20 protein-coding genes and 1 tRNA gene are annotated in these 21940 nt (G+C 36.4%); 9 read left to right on the top strand and 12 right to left on the bottom strand.

Annotated features, from left to right (window positions below; translation table 11 throughout):
- The first annotated feature begins 55 nt into the window (after positions 1-55).
- The 3 genes from JK139_RS08095 to JK139_RS08085 all read left to right on the top strand — a co-directional run bounded on the left by JK139_RS08095 (position 56) and on the right by JK139_RS08085 (position 4413).
- Positions 56-1711, top strand: a complete 1656-nt coding sequence (locus JK139_RS08095; protein WP_218331006.1) for a beta-N-acetylhexosaminidase — start codon at positions 56-58, stop codon at positions 1709-1711.
- Between the two features lie 83 nt (positions 1712-1794).
- Complete coding sequence (nagB, locus tag JK139_RS08090; protein WP_218331005.1) at positions 1795-3732, top strand: glucosamine-6-phosphate deaminase; 1938 nt, start codon at positions 1795-1797, stop codon at positions 3730-3732.
- 27 nt (positions 3733-3759) lie between these two features.
- Entirely contained in the window at positions 3760-4413 is a 654-nt protein-coding gene (locus JK139_RS08085; protein ID WP_074418418.1) for a phosphatase PAP2-related protein, read from the top strand.
- 1 nt (position 4414) lies between these two features.
- Here the strand turns inward: JK139_RS08085 and JK139_RS08080 are convergent, their stop codons facing one another.
- Positions 4415-5512 (bottom strand): BamA/TamA family outer membrane protein, encoded by a 1098-nt coding sequence (locus tag JK139_RS08080; RefSeq protein ID WP_218331004.1) that lies wholly within the window; start codon positions 5510-5512, stop codon positions 4415-4417.
- Between the two features lie 153 nt (positions 5513-5665).
- Between JK139_RS08080 and JK139_RS08075 the strand changes: the two genes are divergently transcribed.
- From JK139_RS08075 to JK139_RS08065, 3 genes are all read left to right on the top strand, one after another.
- Complete coding sequence (locus JK139_RS08075) at positions 5666-6478, top strand: phytanoyl-CoA dioxygenase family protein (protein WP_074418419.1); 813 nt, start codon at positions 5666-5668, stop codon at positions 6476-6478.
- A gap of 63 nt (positions 6479-6541) precedes the next feature.
- The gene (locus JK139_RS08070; protein WP_074418420.1) at positions 6542-7321 is read left to right on the top strand and encodes an SDR family NAD(P)-dependent oxidoreductase; all 780 of its coding nucleotides are present in this window, start codon (positions 6542-6544) and stop codon (positions 7319-7321) included.
- A gap of 66 nt (positions 7322-7387) precedes the next feature.
- Positions 7388-7461: transfer RNA gene (locus JK139_RS08065), tRNA-Arg, on the top strand.
- A 166-nt stretch (positions 7462-7627) separates the two neighbouring features.
- Here JK139_RS08065 and JK139_RS08060 read toward each other — a convergent pair.
- The 6 genes from JK139_RS08060 to JK139_RS08035 form a co-directional block, all read right to left on the bottom strand.
- A complete protein-coding gene (locus tag JK139_RS08060; RefSeq protein ID WP_218331003.1) occupies positions 7628-8419 on the bottom strand; it encodes a DUF2452 domain-containing protein in 792 nt (263 codons plus the stop codon).
- Positions 8420-8509: 90 nt separating this feature from the next.
- The gene (locus JK139_RS08055) at positions 8510-8935 is read right to left on the bottom strand and encodes a YhcH/YjgK/YiaL family protein (RefSeq protein WP_074419837.1); all 426 of its coding nucleotides are present in this window, start codon (positions 8933-8935) and stop codon (positions 8510-8512) included.
- Positions 8935-10752 (bottom strand): BamA/TamA family outer membrane protein, encoded by a 1818-nt coding sequence (locus JK139_RS08050; protein ID WP_074420787.1) that lies wholly within the window; start codon positions 10750-10752, stop codon positions 8935-8937. Before JK139_RS08050 ends, JK139_RS08055 begins: the two co-directional genes overlap by 1 nt.
- Positions 10753-10959: 207 nt before the next feature.
- Complete coding sequence (locus JK139_RS08045) at positions 10960-11136, bottom strand: DUF2911 domain-containing protein (RefSeq protein WP_179853225.1); 177 nt, start codon at positions 11134-11136, stop codon at positions 10960-10962.
- A gap of 200 nt (positions 11137-11336) precedes the next feature.
- Complete coding sequence (locus tag JK139_RS15495) at positions 11337-11486, bottom strand: DUF2911 domain-containing protein (protein ID WP_245634914.1); 150 nt, start codon at positions 11484-11486, stop codon at positions 11337-11339.
- A 180-nt stretch (positions 11487-11666) separates the two neighbouring features.
- On the bottom strand, positions 11667-12503 hold the full coding sequence (locus JK139_RS08035; RefSeq protein ID WP_074419701.1) for a polysaccharide deacetylase family protein: 837 nt from the start codon (positions 12501-12503) through the stop codon (positions 11667-11669).
- Between the two features lie 155 nt (positions 12504-12658).
- Here JK139_RS08035 and JK139_RS08030 point away from each other — a divergent pair, with 155 nt between their 5' ends.
- Positions 12659-13570, top strand: a complete 912-nt coding sequence (locus tag JK139_RS08030; RefSeq protein ID WP_074419835.1) for a sugar phosphate isomerase/epimerase family protein — start codon at positions 12659-12661, stop codon at positions 13568-13570.
- Positions 13571-13621: 51 nt separating this feature from the next.
- Here the strand turns inward: JK139_RS08030 and cysM are convergent, their stop codons facing one another.
- Positions 13622-14503 carry a cysteine synthase CysM gene (gene cysM / locus JK139_RS08025; RefSeq protein WP_074419532.1) on the bottom strand — a complete coding sequence of 294 codons (882 nt, stop codon included), beginning with the start codon at positions 14501-14503 and terminating at the stop codon, positions 13622-13624.
- A gap of 150 nt (positions 14504-14653) precedes the next feature.
- A complete protein-coding gene (gene ahcY / locus JK139_RS08020; protein ID WP_218331002.1) occupies positions 14654-15979 on the bottom strand; it encodes an adenosylhomocysteinase in 1326 nt (441 codons plus the stop codon).
- A 119-nt stretch (positions 15980-16098) separates the two neighbouring features.
- On the opposite strand from ahcY, the gene JK139_RS08015 reads away from it, so the two are divergent.
- Positions 16099-16599 carry an Lrp/AsnC family transcriptional regulator gene (locus tag JK139_RS08015; RefSeq protein ID WP_074419530.1) on the top strand — a complete coding sequence of 167 codons (501 nt, stop codon included), beginning with the start codon at positions 16099-16101 and terminating at the stop codon, positions 16597-16599.
- Between the two features lie 41 nt (positions 16600-16640).
- Here JK139_RS08015 and JK139_RS08010 read toward each other — a convergent pair whose 3' ends face one another.
- From JK139_RS08010 to JK139_RS08000, 3 genes are read right to left on the bottom strand one after another with little or no spacing between them, the layout of a single operon-like run.
- Positions 16641-17135 carry a GNAT family N-acetyltransferase gene (locus JK139_RS08010; RefSeq protein WP_074419529.1) on the bottom strand — a complete coding sequence of 165 codons (495 nt, stop codon included), beginning with the start codon at positions 17133-17135 and terminating at the stop codon, positions 16641-16643.
- Positions 17136-17138: 3 nt separating this feature from the next.
- On the bottom strand, positions 17139-17750 hold the full coding sequence (locus tag JK139_RS08005) for a phosphatase PAP2 family protein (RefSeq protein ID WP_074419528.1): 612 nt from the start codon (positions 17748-17750) through the stop codon (positions 17139-17141).
- 29 nt (positions 17751-17779) lie between these two features.
- Positions 17780-20416, bottom strand: a complete 2637-nt coding sequence (locus JK139_RS08000; RefSeq protein ID WP_074419527.1) for a valine--tRNA ligase — start codon at positions 20414-20416, stop codon at positions 17780-17782.
- Between the two features lie 110 nt (positions 20417-20526).
- On the opposite strand from JK139_RS08000, the gene JK139_RS07995 reads away from it, so the two are divergent.
- Complete coding sequence (locus JK139_RS07995) at positions 20527-21852, top strand: exonuclease domain-containing protein (protein WP_074419526.1); 1326 nt, start codon at positions 20527-20529, stop codon at positions 21850-21852.
- Positions 21853-21940: the final 88 nt, after the last annotated feature.

The raw sequence follows: 21940 nt of genomic DNA, 5'->3' as shown, positions 1-21940 counted from the left end.
TTCATCCATACTATCCAATTGAATACATCATTACAATTTTTATAAACAACCCATCATGAAAAAAACATTATATCTGTTTCTGCTTTTCGCCACAAAAATGCTTGTAGCCCAAAATGCAAACATTCGCATTATACCGGAACCAGTAAAACTCACCGTTCAAAAAGGTATTTTTACCATTACCCCAAAAACGGCTTTGGTAGTTTCTGATAAAGGCGATTTACATGCTGCAAATTTTTTCAATCAATACCTGAAAAAATATTATCATTTTCAATTACAGATAAAAGAACATCCCACACCCGGCAGTATTACCATCCATACAAAAAAATTCATCGAAGCACCCAATAATCCTGAGTTTTATTCATTCCAATCAAAGCCATCGGGTATTGATATTTCAGGTAATAGCTACGCAGGCAGTTTTTATGGCATTCAAACTTTAATTCAATTATTACCGGTAAATGCTACCGCAAACCAACTCAATATTGCTGCAGTGAATATTGAAGACCAACCACGTTTTACATACAGAGGAATGCATTTAGATGTAGGACGACACTTTTTTTCGGTTGACTTTATTAAAGAATACATTGATTTAATTGCGTTGTACAAAATGAACACCTTCCACTGGCATTTAACCGAAGACCAGGGGTGGAGAATAGAAATTAAACAATATCCTAAACTAACTTCTGTTGGCGCATATCGCAACGGTACCATTATTGGCCATGCGCCGGGTACAGCAAATGATGGTTTAAAATATGGTGATTATTATACCCAGGAACAAATTAAAGAAGTAGTACAATATGCTGCCGATCGTTTTATTACAGTAATACCCGAAATTGAAATGCCCGGGCATGCATCTGCTGCCATAGCTGCTTATCCTGAGTTAAGTTGCTTTCCCGACAAAAATACGCCTACACCCAAAAACAAAAATTTATGGAGTGGCGATACCACCGGCAAACAAGTACAACAAAGCTGGGGTGTGTTTGATGATGTATTTTGTCCGAGTGATTACACCTTTCATTTTCTGGAAAATGTATTAGATGAAGTAATGGAATTATTTCCTTCAAAATATATTCATATTGGCGGTGATGAATGTCCCAAAAACTATTGGAAAGCATCGCCATTTTGCCAGCAACTGATGAAGGAAAAAGGAATAAAAGATGAACATGAATTACAGAGCTATTTTATTCAGCGCATTGAAAAATATATTAACATCAAAGGCCGGCAAATTATTGGTTGGGATGAAATTTTAGAAGGCGGCCTTGCCCCCAATGCCACGGTAATGAGTTGGCGTGGCGAAAAAGGAGGTATTGAAGCTGCCCAACAAAAACACAATGTAATTATGACACCCGGTGCATGGTGTTATTTTGACCACAGCCCCAATAAGCAGGAAGATTCACTTACCATTGGAGGCTATACCCCTGTTCAAAAAGTGTACAGTTATGAACCCGTTCCCAAAGAATTAAGTGCGGATGAAGCAAAATATGTTTTGGGTGCACAAGGCAATGTTTGGACAGAATACATGCAATATCCCACAAAAGTTGAATACATGATATTACCGCGGATGAGTGCTTTGAGTGAAGTGCTTTGGAGTCCTGCCAATAAAAAGAATTGGAACAATTTTGAAAATAAATTAATAAAAGATACCAAACGCTATCAGCTATGGCAAGTTCATTTCAACGAAAAATGGAATCAAAATGCAAATTCAAGTAATTAAAAACGCAAACGCTTGCCATTATTATCCATTTTTAAATAAAGAGTTGTACTTTTAGCCTGCAAAAAAACGCAAACTATTTTGTTATGTCCGCACCAGTCAAACCACACAAATTAGACATTGATTTAATTGACAGTTTTGAAAAAATTCCTGTAAAAATTTTCGATAGTTCTAATGATGGCTCTTTATTTGTTGCCCGTGAAATTGCCGCTTTGATTAAAGCAAAACAAGCCAAAAATGAAACCTGTGTGCTGGGATTGGCCACCGGATCAACGCCATTACGGTTATATACACACTTGGTGAATATGCATCGGAATGAAGGGCTTAGTTTTAAAAATGTAATTACATTCAATTTAGATGAATATTATCCCATTGAGCGAGATGCCCTGCAAAGCTATTGGAGCTATATGCATCGACACTTATTTAACCACATTGATATTTTACCGGAAAATATTCATTTACCCAATGGCGAACTATCGAAAGAAGCAACAAAAAAAGCCTGCGAAATATACGAACAAATGATAGAAGATGCCGGTGGTATTGATTTGCAAATTTTAGGAATTGGTACCAATGGACATATTGGTTTTAATGAACCCGGCTCCAGTATTTTTTCTAAAACCAGGTTGGTATCATTAGATAATTCAACCCGTATTAATAATGCATACGAATTTCAAAATATATCAGAAGTACCTCGGATGGCCATTACCATGGGTATCGGCACAATTTTAAAAGCAAAAAAAATATTATTAATGGCATGGGGCTTAAAAGCGCCCATTATTGCTAAAAGCGTGGAAGGTGCCGTAACAGAACAAATCCCTGCCAGTATTTTACAACAGCACAACGATTGCACCTTTGTGATTGACCAAAGTGCAGCAGCCGAACTTACCAGGATAAAATCACCATGGTTAACGGGTGAGATTGAATGGACTCCGAATATGATTAAACGGGCAGTTGTAAACATGGCTTTAAAATTGAACAAACCTGTTTTAAGTTTAACAACACATGATTATAATGAAAATGGCCTGAGTGATTTATTGGTTGAAAAAGGAGATGCTTACGATATTAATTTGCAAGTCTATTATATGCTACGCGATAGCATTACAGGATGGCCTGGTGGAAAACCCAATGCCGCTATTCCGGGGCATCCAGAAAGAAGTAAGCCATATCCTAAAACATGTTTAATTTTTTCTCCTCATCCCGATGATGATATTATTAGCATGGGTGGCACTTTTATGCGCCTGCACGATCAGGGACACGATGTGCATGTGGGTTACCAAACCAGCGGAAATATTGCCGTAACCGATGAATTTGTAACACGGTTTTTAGATTTTGCCGTAGGCTTCGAAGAACAATTTGGTATTGACAATAAAAAAAGCGAACAAATACTCTCAGAAGCTAAAAGATTTTTAGCCTCCAAGAAAAAAAATGAAATTGATACACCTGAAATTAGGGCCATTAAAGGATTGATAAGAAGATGCGAAGCCCGTGCTACCTGCCGATATGTAGGTATTGGCGATTCAAATGCTCATTTTATGAACCTGCCATTTTATGAAACAGGTACCATAGAAAAAAATCCCTATACAGAAAAAGATATTGAAATTACTATTGAACTTTTACAAAAATTAAAGCCCCATCAGGTGTATTGTGCCGGCGATTTAGCCGATCCACACGGCACTCATAAAGTTTGTTTAGATATTGTATTAGAAAGTTTGAAACGAATTAAAGCTTCAGGCGAAAAATGGATTGAATACTGCTGGTTATGGTTGTACAAAGGTGCCTGGCAGGAATGGGATATTTCTGAAATAGAAATGGCCATACCTATGAGTCCCGATCAGGTCATGAAAAAACGTTTTGGTATTTTTATTCATCAATCACAAAAAGACATGGTGCCTTTTCAGGGAAGTGATAGCAGAGAATTTTGGCAAAGGGCTGAAGACAGAAATGCTACCACTGCGCAACTGTATGCCAGCCTTGGGCTTACACAATATGCAGCAATGGAAGCATTCGTAAGATGGCACTATTAAAAAAATATCTGCTATCTTGCACCGGTGATGCATGAGAAAAAAATACTGCACCAGCAATGGAAAAGTGCATGGCAACAACACTATTTCAAATCGAAATTAATTAGCGGTGTGCTTTTACTGATTATTTTACTGGTTATCCTGCCTTTTTATTTTCAAAATATTGAAAACAGAGATGGGTTTCAGTTAAATGATTGGCTGGTGAATCATTTTGCCCCCATGAATGTATCCACTCCCATTTTTATTATCATCTGGATTATGGCAGGAATGCTTATTCGGAATGCCCTCATAGATCCGAATATTTTCATTTTGTTTTTATGGTCATTTATTTTTTTAACCATTTCCAGGTTATTGACCATTTATTTTGTGCCGCTAAACCCGCCTAATGATTTAATTCCGTTGGTAGACCCTATAAGTAATAGATTTTATGGTGGAGGCTTCGTGACTAAAGATTTATTTTATTCAGGGCATACATCTACACAATTTCTAATGTTTCTTTGCTTTAAAAATAAAAATTTAAAACTGGCGGCATTACTTTCAACAATTGCAATTGGCATATTGGTTTTAATACAACATATACATTACACCATAGATGTAATTTCTGCACCACTATTTGCATATGCTGTATTTGTAATTGCCAAAGCATGGGTTGCGCCTGCTGTATCCTATCCTCATGCCGCTTAATTTAAAAGGCTTCTCCTAACTGTAAATAAAATCCCTGATTATTACCCTGCCCTATGCCATAATCTAAACGAAGATTTAGTTTTTCTTTTTTGGTTAATCGTATTCGCAAACCTGCACCATAAGCATACTTCAATCCGTTTAAAGCAAAATCATCTATTGCATGCCCCACTTCACCACTGCTACCAAATAAAGCAATACCTACACTTTTATAAATAGGTACTCTGTATTCAGCCTGCAAAACAAAAGCCTGTTTGTCTCTGTACCTGCCGCCATAATAACCACGCATGCTATTGGCACCACCTAACGAGGCCAAACTTCTTAATGGCACTTCAGCGCCAATATTAGAAAAACTAAATCCCTGTAATGCCAATACCTGTTTTCGGTAAATCCTTAAAAATTTGCGTAGATCAACTACTAAGTTGGTATAATTAAAAGAGGAACCGATTAAAGGATCAAAATGATTAAAATAGATCTGTGCAAAATTGCCTTTATCCGGCGCAAATGCATCATTTCTGTCATCATACGTTAAACTTAATCCCAGGCCAGAAACAAAATACCCTGATCGGCCTGCAATATTTTCCTGATCAAATAAACCACCAGTTATATAATTAATTTTATAAACATGTTGCATTTCATACAACACCCCACCAAAAAAATGGTGCCCTAAATTCCGCAATAAATGCAAGTATAAATAATACTGTTGAAAACTATAATGCTCCACTATAGAATCTGGTGTTGTATTACCAATACCCCAAAATTTATCAGGAAAAGAACTATACGAAATTTGTTCATTCAAAATATATTTTTCATTCTTAAAATATTCAGCACCATTGATTGCTGTAATAAATTGTTTTTTTAGTGAATACAACACAACCGACTGTATATTAGATGTTCGGGAAGTGGTATCAGATTTAGATAAACGGAAAGTTGCCGAACCGGCCAGTCCAAATGACCAATTAGTTTCAATTGATTTTGCAATAACCGGGAAATACAATATTTTTTTTGAAGGAAGGGTATCTTTTTTAAACGTTTGCGCAAATGAGTAGCCATTCATCAGCACAAAAAATAAAAAAAACAGTAAGTAAGCTATCTTCAACATATGGGTTAGTACTCAAAAATATAGGTAAAAACGATGTAAAACACGAAAGGGATGCTAAATTGAAAGATTTAATTTACTTTTAGTTCACGTAATGTTTACAATTTTATAATAATTAATTAACATTGCAGTTACTTTGATAAACATAACCCTCGAATGAACAAATGGAATAGTAATTTTAAATTAGGTGATATTATAACTGTGGAACAAAAAGAATTTTTCGATAAAAACGGTGTCATTGTTTTTAGAGATTTTCTAACTCCCCAAGAAATATCCCTTTATTTAAATGAATTACACCGGCTTGAGCATGTTTGGCTTGCTGAAGGACGCGATAAAATAAATGGCGTTCCATTAAAATTTGGCAAGGATGAACAAGATAACAAAACCATACAAAGGCTTTGCTTTACATCATTGTACAGCGATGCACTTCATAATTTACTAGGGGATGAGCGCTTAAAAGCTTTGATAGCTCTGCTGGGTCCTTATGAAGGTCGTATAGCAGAAAATGAAAAAGATGGTTTGGTGATCAATAATTATATCAATATACCCAACAGTACTTTTACCCAAATGGGTTGGCATACCGACAGTCCCAGAGATTTATTTTTAGGACAAAAAATTATGCCCATGCTGAATGTGGGTATACATTTAGATACTTGTTTATTTGAAAATGGCGGTCTGCGTGTTTTACCCGGAACACATAAGCAAAACATTTTACAATTACTGTTTGGTAAAAAGTATTTTGTTGATTACAGCGATGACCCCAGAGAAGTTGGGTTTGATATTTTTGCCGGCGATTTAACTGTACATGATGGTCGTACCTGGCATCGGGTAAAGCAATCTCCTTTAGTGGGTGAAGCCAGCAGAAGAAGAGTAATGTATGTACCCATTATTACCGGTAAATTTAAACCCAAACACGAAAAAAGTAAAACGCCTTTTTACCACCGTTTTACAAGTGCCGTACACCATTAAAAGAAAAGCTATTTAATTAACCTGGCTTTGTTATATTGCAGTAAATCTTTATTGCATTTTGATATGAAACCTTATATACTTATTACAGGTTCCAGTAAAGGCATTGGCAAAGCCATGGCCGAATTATTAGCTAAACAAAAAAACAACCTGTTACTGATTGCAAGAAGCGAACAAATTTTAGCAAGTTTTTCAAAAGAATTGGCCGATAAATGTGGCATTGATGTGCAATATCTGGTAATAGATTTAGCGAAAGAAAATGCAGCTGAAAAAGTATATAATTGGATACAACACAACAACTATCCTATACAGGCCCTGATTAATAATGCCGGTTATGGATTAAGCGGTTCTTTTGAAAAGTATCCGCTGATGCAACATGAAGATATGATGCGCTTAAACATGCTGGCACCCGTGCAGCTTACTTATTTGTTACTTCCACTTTTAAAACAACAAGCCAGAAGTTATATTCTGAATGTTGCCAGTGCTGCAGCCTATCAGGCTGTACCGGGTTTAACTTTATATGCTGCCACCAAATCTTTTTTACTCAGTTTTAGCAGGGGTTTACAATATGAATTAAAAAATACCAATGTAACAGTAACCGTTGTTTGCCCCGGTGCAACAGATACTGATTTTCCGAACAGAGCACAAGTTGGTTTAAAAGCACAAAAAGCGGCAGCGCGTTTAAACATGTCTGCTAAAGATGTGGCTACTATGGCAATTCATGCCATGTATGCCGGCAAAACAGAAAAAATTACAGGCTGGATGAACCAATTAGGTGTATTTTTTGCCTGGTTACTCCCTAAAAAATGGATTGAAAAAGCTGCTGCAGGAATTTATAAGGAATAAAATTTTTCATTACCTTTTTGCTTTTAAAGATTAACCCTTTATATTTGCAGCCCTAATTAGGGCTAAGGCCCCGTAGCTCAACTGAATAGAGCATTTGACTACGGATCAAAAGGTTTCAGGTTTGAATCCTGACGGGGTCACAAAAAATTTAAAGAGGCTGTATCAAAAGTGCTATGCAGCCTCTTTTTACTCGGTAAGAGAGGGCATTGGGGCATTGGAGAAAATTTTCGTTTATGCAAATCTCAGCCCCTTCATTTTGCTTTTGATACATCCTCTTTTTTTGTATCAATTATTTATATTTAGGTTTCAGGCTACTTCGACCCAGGTATGATCAGTTAATAACTGAACAGATGCCAAAAATTGTTTAAAGGGCCCACTGCCCGCCCACTCCTTGGGTGCAACCAATGACAATAAATAATTACCATCTTTTTTCTCATATAAATAATACACCTGTCCAATTTGTGGTTTGAAGTTGATTTGGGCATCATAAATCATTAAACTTAATTCCCGGCGTTTTCTGATTTCCTGAGCCTGTCTGGCTAGTAATTCAATTTGTTGTTTAATTTGCTCTAACTGCATATTGGTTTGTTCTTCCATTGCAGTTAATGCTTTATGCTTAATCATTCCTTGTTTGGTTGGTTGAATGACTACACTGCCCACTGATGAAGCATAAGGCAATACACTCATTTGTTTGTGATATACCTCTTTATTCACAAATGCAGCGCCATTAGTAGTAATGCCCTCATAAACCAATTCAAGAAACCAATTTGATAAAATGCGATGTTGCACAGATAACACCTGAGCTTCATTTTTATAAAAAGTATGAATTAGCGTGGAGGTATCGGGTATAACTGCTGTTACGGTATCTGCTAATTCCTGGTATTCACAGGGTTGCTGGCTACCATCAGGAACTACCGAAAACTGTGCATAATAGGCTTCATTTTCAACTGTAATCCAGTTTATGCTAATTTGAAGCGATTTTCCATTTAAAATAGATTCTATTTTGTAATTGCCGCTTTTGGGTACAATTCCGGATTCGTACACACATTTTTCAGGAAATAATTGCCAACTGGCTAAAAAATTATACGCTTGTACCATTGCTTACTCTATTCATTTTAAAATTGTAATGATTACAATTGCAACTCCAATTTGTTGCGAATTATAATTTCACTTTGATAACAATTTTTTTTATAAAAGATTTTTCATGTAAGTAAATGCCCGGCATATGTATATCAGCAGGAAAAAAATAGCAAACATACCCTGCTCTAATATAGAATAAAAAGAAGGAGGTGTTTGATAGGTTATGCAATTATTGGCAACATCCAATAATTGCTGCTCGGGCTGTTGGTTTAAAAAGCCATGACCAATCTGCTCTTTCCCATCAATGATGTAATGAATATCGGTATAAACAAGATGAGATTCCATCCATTCCTCTTCAGGCAACACTGTTTCATATGTACTTACCAGCGCAAAAATATCATTGCCTTTAATTGCATATTTTCCATTGGGCAAATTTTCTAAATTCGGTTGTTTTAAAAATGAAATAGCATCTAATAAATGCTGTTGAAAATTATAATTAGGCATATTGTTTAAATAATCAATAATCATCCACATTAATTTACAGTTACAAAATCGGGTTTTTTAATATACTGACTGTTATACTTGAATTGTAAATTAGATTGAATGCCAATATTCCAGGGCGACATGCCGACTGTAGTTCTGGGAAAATACTGAATACGCAATTCAATGGTACCAAAAACTAAGTTTTCATTTCTGGTTCGTACACCTCCACCCCAGGCGGTATATACATCACCATAACTAAACCCCTGCCCTATTGGTTTTAAATAAGAAACATTTCCAAATGCAAAGGGTGCAAAACTAAATCCAAAAAATTTCCAGGTATTATAAAAAACAGATTCACAACTACCGGTTGCGCGGCTGGAACCATTGTATCCAATAATATTATTGAAAGAAGGAATACCAAAAGTACTGTTTACCCGTAATGGTTCATTTAAAAAAGTATTAATTTGTTGAGTAAAACTACCATTAATAAAATGGCGCACTAACCATCTGCTATTACCCAATCTTCTTAACCTTGAAAAGGATTCTAAACTGGCCAGAAAACTGATATCCTGAAAATTTCCATCATTAAAATAACCACCAAATTTTAGTTCATAATTGAAAAAGGCCTGTTTGGGTGTAACTACATATTTCTGCAAATCGAAGCCGGCATAAGGACGGGTGTAACCTTGTTTGTTAGTCCATCCGGCCAATGCTGATACATTATATCCGGATGGAATATCTTCATTTCGGCCAAAGCCATAAATAAAGTTGGTTCTGTAATAATCTTGTTTAAACCGGGTAAATGCCCCCAATACACTTACCAAATTGGCATATTGAAAATTGTATTGGGTTTCATAAATATTGGGTATTTCTAAAAAATCATTTTTCACCAACCGAAGTGCTACAAAATCTTTGGGTTTTCTGGAAGTAGTTTCATGCAATAATCTTCTTGCAGAAATATTATAGCCGGCCCATAAATCGTATGAGGCATAACGATACCTAAAGTTTGCATTATACAATGAATCGCTGATGTATTGATTGGTGGTATAATGCAATGCTGCGTTAAAAGACCCCGTCCATAAAGCGTACGGACTCACCAATGGCAAATCTAAAGAAGAATAAACAGTAGTTTCTTCTCTTCTACCACTGTTAAAGGCAGGTGCATTGCCCTGATAGCCCACTGTAATATTTGCAAATGTGTGCGCAATATTTCTGCGCACGTATTCCATACCAAAGGCGTATCTGTTGCGCCTGTTTAAATCGTACAGGTTTTCTATTTTCACTCGTTGCCCATCACCCATAAAATTTTCATCCTGCACTTCTGCATAAATACTGTTGCCACTACCGGCATCACCGGAGCCACTAATAGAGAATACATCTTTATAAAATACGGTAAGATCAACTGAATCATTGTTGGGAGAAATTCCGGTGATCTGAATTCTGGCATCCTGCAAATAAGGCTGTTCGCGCAAAAAACGTTCATTATCTGCAACCAGATAAGGGGAAAGCTCCTCTCCCGCTTTAAAAAATAAATTATTGTTGATGAAAGTTTTTCTTGTTTTACGGTGAATGGAATTTCCAATTTCATCAAACAAATTCTTTTTTTTAATGGCAGTATCATTCACCGATTCGCCAAAACGCACATTTACAATATTAACACTACGAATGATAGCACCCCGGTACAAAGCAAATGGTGTAATGTTATTGATGGTAACAATTGCAGTATCTTCCGGAACAGGATTATTGTTGGTAATGCTTTTCACCAATTTTTCCAACAACCCTTTTTTGGGTGTTAAAAACTGCAAAGTAGTATCCTCTACCGATTTTTTTTCCTGCGCAGAAGATGCTGTACCTATGAAAAGCAGCATACATATACTTAGAATATAGGGACTTATATGATGCTTGTTAAGCCGCATTGACGGGTTTGGTGAATTTGTTTATAGCCGGGCAATATAATCAATAGAAAGTTAAGATAAATAATAAAGATCATCAAAATTATAAGATGGTGTTGCCTAAAACAGCTTATAAAAAACTCCGGATTAATCACCAGAGTTTTAAAAATATGGATATCACAATTATTTAACTATAAAATCTACATGTATATTACCCCATAGCAAAGCAACCCCGCCTGATTGATTGATGGTAAAAGTCATTCTTTCTGTAAATGCATGCTGCATGGGCTTTACCTGAATGCGCATTACATCATCCTTTTGATTATAAATGGTTCCCCACTGATTCCAGGATTTATTCAATATAATAGTCTATTCATTTGCTCCTGGAATACTATATAAACTATCATTGTTGTCCGACTAAAATTGTAAAATAATGGTTAAAACCCTTTACAGAACCATATTTCAGTCGATTTCAAAAGATGGGGCACTCCCTCCAATTTTGAAACAATCATTTTTTAGCCTGTAATTCTTTACAGCAAAGTATTACAGCAATTTTTAAGTTAAGTTTTGCCGGACAATAATGATAAACTATATTTTCCTGCTTTCAGTGCTTTACCATCAATCATAACATCTTTATTTACCTGAAATACAGTGGCTTCGTTTGCGCCGGTGCGCCATATTGCACCAAAAGGTGCAATATTTTTACCAATGGTTCTGCCTTTTACCGCGGGTTGGCTATAATCAATTTGAATGGTTACTCCAGAATATTGGTTGTAGTAGTAACGGTAGCAGGCGGACTTGGTCGCTTGCTTTTATCCTGAGCACATGCTTGTAAACTAATAAAAACATTGCTGAATAGTGCTGAAAATAAAATTAATTTTTAATATATGTTATTTTTGTTGAACAATTGGATAATGATCAATGGTTTCAAAAACGTTGCGTGGATCTTGCTTAAGTAGTTGAATAAATGTTTTCAAAGAATCAACGTATTGTTGTTTGGCAAACATCCTGTCATGTGCCAATATCACCATGGTATTGGGCTGATTGGTGTAACCAATATCAAATTTATCATTAACTTCTTTGGCCAAAGCAGTTGCACTTTGTTTAGGAATATTACCTTTAATGAATTGCCATTCTATATCCCATCCAATAATTTTATATCCCAGCGAATCTAACCTGCGTGCTACCTTTTCGCTGGTTTTAGGTACTCTGAATTCTCCGTTTCCTGCCCATGTATTTCTTCCGGGCAGCCTGACTATTTTCAATGGAATTTGCATATCCTGCTGCGCTTTTAAAATATCGTTCACGGCACTATCAACATGGGTATAATAAAAACTATAATTATCTCTGAATGCATGGGTATAGCTATGATTGGCTACCAAAAATTCCGGATACGCCTTTTTCAAACTGTCTAAAATTCTTTTACGCAACGGATCAATATTATAATGAGCCGCCACTGAAAAAAAAGTAGCTTTTACACCTTGTTCTCTAAAAGTACGTGCACAGTTTTGGGTACCGGGCGGTTGCGGAGAATCGTCCCAGGTTAAAAATATATATCGTTTTGAACTATCATAATGAATGGGTGTTCCCGGAACCATGGTATTGACTACTGCTTTTTTTTGTGTTGAATCGGCAGATTTGGATTGCTGAGAACCGTTATTGCATGAAAATAGGAACAGGCTGCCCAGGCATAGAGTGATACTAAATAAAAATTTTCCTGACACCATAAAAAGATTTGAGTAATGAAGTGAAATTGTATAATGAAAATGATTGCGTAAAAATATTCAATTCAAAAGATTTATACCTGTTAAAGATAGCATGTGGATAGTTAAAAAAAAATCCATAATTTTAGAACATTACAAATCATTCTAAAAAATTGCTTATGCCAACCTCAAGAAGAAAGTTTTTATATACCAGTTCAATGGCGGCCATTAGCGCAGCTGTATTACCCAAATACGTAACCGGATTATTGACAGGAAATCCATTTATTACCGGACTACAGCTTTATTCGGTTCGTGATGACATGAAACTAAATCCACTTCAAACATTACAACAATTGGCTGCAATGGGCTATACACAAGTGGAGCATGCGAATTATATAGAAAGAAAATTTTATGGCTATTCGCCAAAAGCATTTAAAAAAATATTGAGTAATCTGGGAATGAATATGCCCAGTGGACATACTGTTTTACAGCCCAAACATTGGAATGGAGAGAAAAAAGATTTTACCAAAGAATGGAAACATACCATTGAAGATGCAGCCATTGCAGGCCAGCAATATGTAATCAGTCCTTGGTTGGATAATTCTATGCGTACCAATATAGATAGCTTAAAAAGCTTTATGGATGTTTTTAATAAATGTGGTATGCTGTGCAACAGATGGGGATTGAAGTTTGGCTATCACAACCATGATTTTGAATTCAAAGAAATTATACCGGGCACCACCATCTATGATGTAATTCTTCAAAATACAGACCCCAACCTCGTAATTCAGCAATTAGATATGGGTAACCTGTACAATGGCAATGCCACTGTAATGCCCATTGTTGAAAAGTATCCTGGCAGGTTTGCCTCCATGCATGTAAAGAATGAAATAAAAGCAACGGATGGTAAAGAAATGTATGAAAGCAGTTTACTCAATAATGGTATTGTACCGGTGAAGGAGGTGATTGATTTTGGTAGAGAAAGAGGGGGCACCCATTTATTTATTATTGAGCAGGAATCATATCAGGGAAAAGCTCCATTGGATTGTGCCAAAGAAAATTTAGGTATTATGAAAGGATGGGGCTATTAACCAATATGTTTACCAATATCAAAAGCTATGCGCAATAAAAACATCAAAAATTTAATCAAATAAATCGGAAGACAGATATCTGTCACCACGGTCGCAGATAATACAAACAATTACCCCCTTATCTAATTCTGCAGATAGCCGGTATGCAGCATGAACCGCACCACCACTGCTCATACCGGCAAAAACTGCTTCCTCTCTTGCCAATCGCTTCGCCATAATACGGGCATCTTTCTCATCAATATCCATTATTCTATCTACCCGGCTCCTGTCGAATATTTTTGGCAAATAAGCTTCCGGCCATTTACGAATGCCTGGAATTTTAGACCCATCAGTAGGCTGACAACCTACAATTTGTATGCTAGGATTTTTTTCTTTCAAAAACCGGGAAACACCCATAATCGTTCCGGTAGTACCCATTGATGATACAAAATGAGTAACTGCTCCTTTTGTATCGCGCCATATTTCCGGGCCTGTGGTAGCGTAATGCATTTTATAATTATCCGGATTGGCAAATTGATTCAACATTAAATAACCACCTTTGGCCACCTGGGCATTGGCATAATCAATGGCAGCTTCCATTGAACCTGATTTTGGGGTTAGCACTACTTTGGCTCCATAAGCCTGCATGGTTAATACGCGTTCACGTGTAGCATCTTCGGGCATCACTAATTCAATTTCCACATTAAATAATCGTGCAATCATAGCCAATGCAATTCCGGTATTGCCACTTGTAGCTTCAATCAATTTTATACCCGGCTTTAATTCGCCTCTGTCAACTGCACCTTTTATCATACCATAGGCAGCCCTGTCTTTCACACTTCCACCGGGATTATTACCTTCTAATTTTCCGAAAATATGTACATTTTTATTTTGGGTAATTGATGTTAGTTCCACCAAAGGAGTATTACCAATACAATCTAAAATACCTGCCATAGTATAATCATTAAAGGTTGCAAGTTCTGATAAAGCGGCGAAAATGCAACCACTTCCATTTACTAATTAAGAAAATTTAATATTGAAGTGTGCAACAAAAAAGCCTGCAGGTATATCCCACAGGCTTTTTTCTTTATCAATAAAGTAATTTTAATAACGATACATTTCTGCTTTAAATGGTCCGTTTTTAGGAATACCCAGATAACTGGCCTGCGTATCGGTTAAAGCATCTAAACGAACACCAATTTTGCTTAAGTGCAAGCGTGCCACTTTTTCATCCAATACTTTGGGCAACACATATACTTTGTTTTCGTATTGATCAGCATGGTTCCAAAGTTCAATTTGTGCCAATGTTTGGTTGGTGAAAGAGGCACTCATTACAAATGAGGGGTGCCCTGTTGCACAACCCAGATTTACTAAACGGCCTTCGGCCAAAACAATTACGTCTTTGTTTTCAATGGTATATAAATCAACCTGTGGTTTAATGGTGTTTTTGGTATGCCCGTAATTGGCATTTAACCAGGCCATATCAATTTCAATATCAAAGTGACCAATATTGCAAACAATGGCTTTATCTTTCATTTTACGGAAATGCTGCTCCGTAATTAAATCACGGCAACCCGATGCTGTTACCACAATATCAGCTTCTTCCACTGCTTCAATCATGGGTTTCACTTCATATCCATCCATTGCAGCCTGTAAAGCGCAAATAGGATCAATTTCAGTTACAATTACCCGGCAACCGGCACCTCTTAATGAGGCGGCTGAACCTTTACCCACATCACCATAACCACCTACAACGGCTACTTTACCGGCCATCATTACATCCGTAGCACGGCGAATGGCATCCACTAAACTTTCTTTACAACCATATTTGTTATCAAATTTAGATTTGGTAACGGAATCATTTACATTGATTGCGGGAATAGGTAAAGTGCCTTTTTCCATTCTTTCATATAAACGATGTACACCGGTTGTTGTTTCTTCAGATAAGCCACGAATATTTTTTACCAATTCTGGATATTTATCTAAAACCATATTGGTTAAATCCCCACCATCATCCAAAATCATGTTCAATGGTTTGTCTGCACTACCAAAGAATAATGTTTGTTCTATACACCAGTCAGATTCTTCAACGGTTTGTCCCTTCCAGGCAAATACACCAATACCTGCAGCAGCAATGGCAGCAGCAGCATGATCTTGTGTTGAGAAAATATTGCAGGAACTCCATTTTACTTCAGCGCCCAAAGCAACGAGGGTTTCTATGAGTACTGCTGTTTGAATAGTCATGTGTAAACAACCGGCAATCCTGGCACCTTTTAATGGTTGTGAGGCTCCATATTCGGCCCTTAAAGCCATTAAACCGGGCATTTCGGCTTCAGCCAGTTTAATTTCTTTACGACCCCATTCGGCCAAACTTAAATCGGCAACTTTATAAGGCAATTTAAAATCAATTGCATAAGTGGTATTTGACATATTAGCGTATTTTTTCCGTACAAAGATAGTTGAGAAGAATAAAAAGCTTCGTTAATGCTATAAAATCAGGAAATTATTATACTTTTATTCATTATAACAGTATAAAAAACTGAAATGGTATGCAGGAAGCACAGAAAAAAGAACAAAAGAACATTTTACCAGATGATTTAGACAAAATTGACTGGCAAATTTTACAATTGTTGGAATCCAATGCAAGAATGACGATTAAAGAAATAGCCGACAAAGTGCATTTAAGTACATCACCGGTTCATGACAGAATAAAAAAATTAGAACAATCCGGCATTATTCAGCAATATGTTACTTTATTAAATGCCGCCAAGGTCAATAAAGGTTTATGGGTAATTTGTTATGTATCATTAAAACAACACAATAAAAGTGCAGGATCAAAATTCATAAAAGCCATACAGGCCATGCCTGAAGTGAAAGAATGTTATAATATATCAGGTGAATTTGATTTTATGTTGAAGGTGGCAGTAAAAAACATGGAATCATATTATGATTTTCATGTAAATCAATTAAGCGAAGCTGAAAACATAGGTCATGTACAAAGTGTGTTTGTTATGGGTATTGTGAAACAAACCCATACTTTATTATCATAACTGATAAAAGTGATGCAATGAATGTATCAGGATAAAATAATTTAATTGAGCTCAATTGCCATTACATAATCATTCATAAAATACCCATTTCCTATATCATTGTCTTCTTCTTTCAAAATCTGAAAACCCATTTTGGTATAAAACCCAATGGCTTTATTTTGTCGGTTTACATTTAAAATTAATTGTTGGGCACCTGCTGATTTTACCTGATCTATAACAGTTTGCAGTAATAATTTACCAATACCTGAGCCTTGGGTTGTAGGTAAAATATATAATTTTTGCAACTTATACTGTACTGCTGTTATAGCATTGTAAGCTGCAAAACCTATCAATTTTTCATCTTCAACTGCCATTAAATAGGTGTACCCATCATGCAACTGATTCATTAATACATCCTTGCTGTACATTAAATTCAGCATATATTCAATTTGCGCCTTGCTTAAAATAGTACCATATGCAATCGGCCAGGTTGCGTAAGCAATATGTTGAATAACCGGAATATCAGAAAGTTTTGCTTTTTGAATAACAGTGCTCATAAATTATTCTTGTTTTGCACGATTATTTTTTCTTTTTTGAAAATATTTTTCAGTGAGCCAGTGGCTCAAAAATGCACTACCGGAGCCAACTGCAGCACCAATCAAAACATCACTTGGATAATGTTCACCCAAATATAAACGGGAATAACCAACCGCAGTAGCCCATGCAAAAGCCGGTACCGTTACGTACCATTTTTTAAATGACAAAGCCAGTCCTGTTGCATTGGCAAAAGCCAATGAAACATGACCAGAGGGAAAAGAATAACCAGCTTCAGAGGCATCAAAAGGATGTATCAATTGCGGATAAGTAGTATAAGGCCGCGCCCTGTTTACCGAAAGCTTGAGCAGTTCAGCCACTCCGGCCGAAAGAATAACACCACTGCCAACCGCATAAGCCTTTTGCTGCAAAGATTGGTTGCCCTGTATGGTTGCAACCAGCCAAATACCTGCCGGTACACCAATACTAACAGGATATGCAGAACTGGTAGCACCCCGCCAAATAATATTATTGGGTTGTTGTGGGTTGATGTTTTTCAAAATATTGATATCAATATTTTGGGCATTCACCTGGTATATACCGAACAACAAAACAAATAAAGGAAAATACTTTTTCATATTTTTTGATTGAGTGCCTGGCAAATTGTTTAGCTTAATGCCTGAAGTGATTCCTCAATGGTTTTAATTCTGGCCAAAGCATCTGTTTTTTTCTTTTGTTCAATAGCAACAACAGCCGGGGCCGCATTTTGAACAAATTTTTCATTTCTGAGTTTTTTCTCTACACTTTGCAAAAAATTCTTTTGGTATGCCAAATCTTTTAATAATGTGTCTTTTAATGTGTCATTATCTAATGCGGCTGTAGAAAGTATATAAAATTTATCTGTTTCAATGGCTACAACAATGGTATTGGGCACAGCACTTTCAACAATTGTAAATGAGGAAGCATTGATTTGCCTGCAAATAATTTGCTGTATACTTCTAAAAACTTTGGGCTGATGTGTTTGTACAAAAACTTCAATCGCATCTTTGGGCTTTATATTGTTTTTTGCCCGTGTTTCACGAATGGCTGTAATCACTTTTTTTAAAAACTCAGCTTCCTGTAAAATAATTGCATCATAATTTTTAGCAGGTGTAATTTGCTTTACACACAAATCATCTGTCCGATCTGCCAATAAGTGATAAATTTCTTCTGTGATAAAGGGCATAAAAGGATGCAGCAACTGCAATAATTCATCAAAAAATGCAATGGTTTTTTGATATACTTTGCTATCTATCGGCTTTTCAAAACCTGGTTTTACCCATTCCAGATACCAACTGCAAAAATCATCCCAAATGAGTGAGTAGATCACTTTCAATGCTTCACTTAATTTAAATTGAACCATTAATTGTTCTACTTCCAATTGAGCCTGTATCAATCTATTTTCAAACCAATGTAACGCAAAGGCATTGTCGTTAGATGTGTCTGTATGATCTGCAATTCTGCTTTCCCATAGTTTAATTAATTTGAGAGCATTCCAAATTTTATTATTGAAATTTCTTCCTTGTTCCAGGCTGCTTTCATCAAATAAAATATCATTGCCTGCAGGGGAAGCAATCATGATACCGAAACGCACTGCATCGGCACCATACATATCAATTAAACCCAGCAAATCGGGCGAGTTACCAAGACTCTTACTCATTTTTCTTCCCAGCTTATCTCTTACAATGCCGGTAAAATAAACATTGTTAAAGGGTTTTTTACCCATGAACTCGAATCCAGCCATTACCATTCTGGCTACCCAAAAGAAAATAATTTCAGGTGCAGTTACCAAAGTGTTGGTGGGATAATAATATTGAACCTCTTCATTTCCTGGTTTACTGAGCCCTTTAAACACTTCAAAAGGCCATAGCCAAGATGAGAACCAGGTATCTAAACAGTCTTCATCCTGAACAATATCTTCCGGCGTAAGTTGTGGATTTTTTTGTTGTAATTGTATGAAAGCATCCTGCGCATTTTCTGCAACTGCAAAATTGCCTTGCTGATCATACCAGGCCGGTATGCGATGCCCCCACCATAACTGCCGACTGATGCACCAGTCTTTGATATTGGCCATCCAATGATGGTATAAATTTTTAAATTTTACAGGATGAAAACAAATATCATCTTCCATTACAGCTTGCAATGCCGGTTCGGCCAGCTCTTTCATTTTTACCCACCACTGCAAACTTAACCTTGGTTCTACTACCACATCTGTTCTTTCTGAATACCCTACTTCACTGGTATAATCCTCCGTTGAAACAATATGGCCGGCATCAGTTAATTTTTCTACAATCATTTTTCTGGCTTCAAACCTGTCTAAGCCCACTCCTATTTGCGCAGCTTCGTTTAAAGTACCATCTTCATTCAAAATATCAATAACAGGTAAGTGATGTTTTTGTCCCAACATATAATCGTTGGCATCATGCGCCGGTGTAATTTTTAATGCACCTGTACCAAAATCCATTGCTACATATTCATCTGTAATAATAGGTATTTCACGATGTATTAATGGCACAATGACTTTTTTACCATGCAAATGCCGATAACGTTCATCATCTGGGTGTACACAAATTGCTACGTCGCCCATAATTGTTTCGGGCCTTACAGTAGCAATGGTAATATATTCCTGCGTAAGCCCATCAGCGTTAGCAAGTGCATACCTGATATAATATAATTTTTGACGGGTTTCTATTCTGATTACTTCTTCATCACTTAATGCAGTTTTTGCTTTCACATCCCAGTGTATCATTCTCTGTCCGCGATAGATGAACCCTTTTTGATATAAATCGATAAATACGCGGATAACAGATTTATAATAATCATCATCCATTGTAAATGTGGTTCGGTTCCAATCAACACTACAGCCTAATTTTTTAAGTTGCTCCAATATAATACCGCCATATTTTTCCTTCCATTCCCAGGCATATTCTAAAAATTTATCGCGAGATAAGGTAGATTTTGCAATACCCCTTTCCCGCAACATAGCCACTACTTTTGCCTCAGTTGCAATTGATGCATGATCAGTACCCGGCACCCAGCATGCATTTTTACCCTGCATTCTTGCCCTTCGTACCAATATATCTTGAATAGAATTATTTAAACAATGCCCCATGTGCAAAACACCGGTAACATTTGGTGGAGGCATCACTATAGTATATGGTTCCCGGTCATCGGGTTTACTATTAAAATAACCTTGCTCCATCCAATGGGTATACCATTTGGTTTCTATCGCTCCCGGAATAAAATTTTTACTTAATTCAAACATACATTTACAACATTGAAATGCTGCAAATGTAAGGAAATGCCTCGGGCATGATAGATTTAAAAGCACTGAATTTAACCAATAAAAGAAAAAAATATTAATTTCACACCAACATGTTTGCAATTGTAGATATTGAAACAACGGGAGGGCATGCACAGTATAGTGGTATTACCGAAATTGCGGTGGTATTATTTGACGGTAAAAAAACCGAAGGCATTTATGAAACATTGGTAAATCCGCAAATGCCCATTCAGCCCTATGTGCAATCCTTAACTGGCATTACCCAAAAAATGGTAGCCAAAGCGCCGGTATTCTCGGCCATTGCACCACATATCTACCATTTACTAAAAGATAGAATTTTTGTTGCACATAATGTAAATTTTGATTACGCGTTTGTAAAACAACAACTGGCACTTTGCGGATTTGAATTGAATACAAATAAAATATGCACCATTCGTTTAACAAGAAAAATTTTCCCGGGTTTGCCGAAATACGGTTTAGGTAGTATTTGTAATACCTTGCAAATACAGCACACACAGCAACACAGGGCTGCAGGCGATGCATTAGCTACTACCGAACTTTTAAAATTTCTGATACAAAATGATACCAGCGGGCATTTGCAAAAAATGATGAAGGGGAAGAATGCCACAGCATATTTGCCGCCGCATATAAAGGAAGAACAGTTTAAGGCATTGCCGGAACAACCGGGCATTTATTATTTTTACAACCAGACAAAAAAAATTATATATATAGGCAAGGCAAAAAATATCAAAAAAAGAGTAACGCAGCATTTTGCCAATAATAAAACCACTGCACAAAAACAGGCTTTTTTAAGAGAAATACATGAAATTAATTATAAAACATGCAGCAGTGAGTTTACTGCATCAATTTTAGAAAGTATTGAAATAAAAAAATGGTGGCCTAAATACAATAAAAGCCAAAAATTTAAGGAACAGAAATATGGCTTATACCATTTTGTTGACAGCAAGGGCTATGAAAGACTGGCCATTGATAAATGGAAGAAACAATTACATCCTTTGGCATCGTTTAGGCATTTGCCGGAAGCTTACAATCTTTTATGGAATCTGATTCGCCGGTTTGAATTATTACCCGGATTGTGTTTTATCGATAAAACAGCAATTACCCAACCCATCCCCGATGCTGAATCATACAATATACGGGTACAAGCAGCAATACAATCATTAGAAGCAGATTCCATTATCTGTTCAATTAAAGATGGCGCACACTATATTCTGATTGAAAAAGGTGTTTTCTTTGGAATGGGGTTGATAGAAGCGGAACAAACTACTTTATCAATAGAAACCCTTAAAAATGCTTTAACACCCTATCCGGAAAATGATGTTATTAAACATTTAATTCAGCAATATATCCGCAATCATCCGGAGGATGTGATTCATTTTGATATTGCTTCCCGCTAAACATTCTCTATTTAGTCGTTCCTCAAAAACGAATAGAACACAATGGGATCAATAGTTTATGAACAAATGCGGATAAAAAAGGTTGCAG

Origin of the sequence: Hydrotalea lipotrueae, from assembly GCF_019249625.1 — a bacterium.
Classification (GTDB): domain Bacteria; phylum Bacteroidota; class Bacteroidia; order Chitinophagales; family Chitinophagaceae; genus Hydrotalea; species Hydrotalea flava.
The sequence above is the reverse complement of the archived record's forward strand: the minus strand, read 5'-3'. Positions and strand labels throughout refer to the sequence as shown.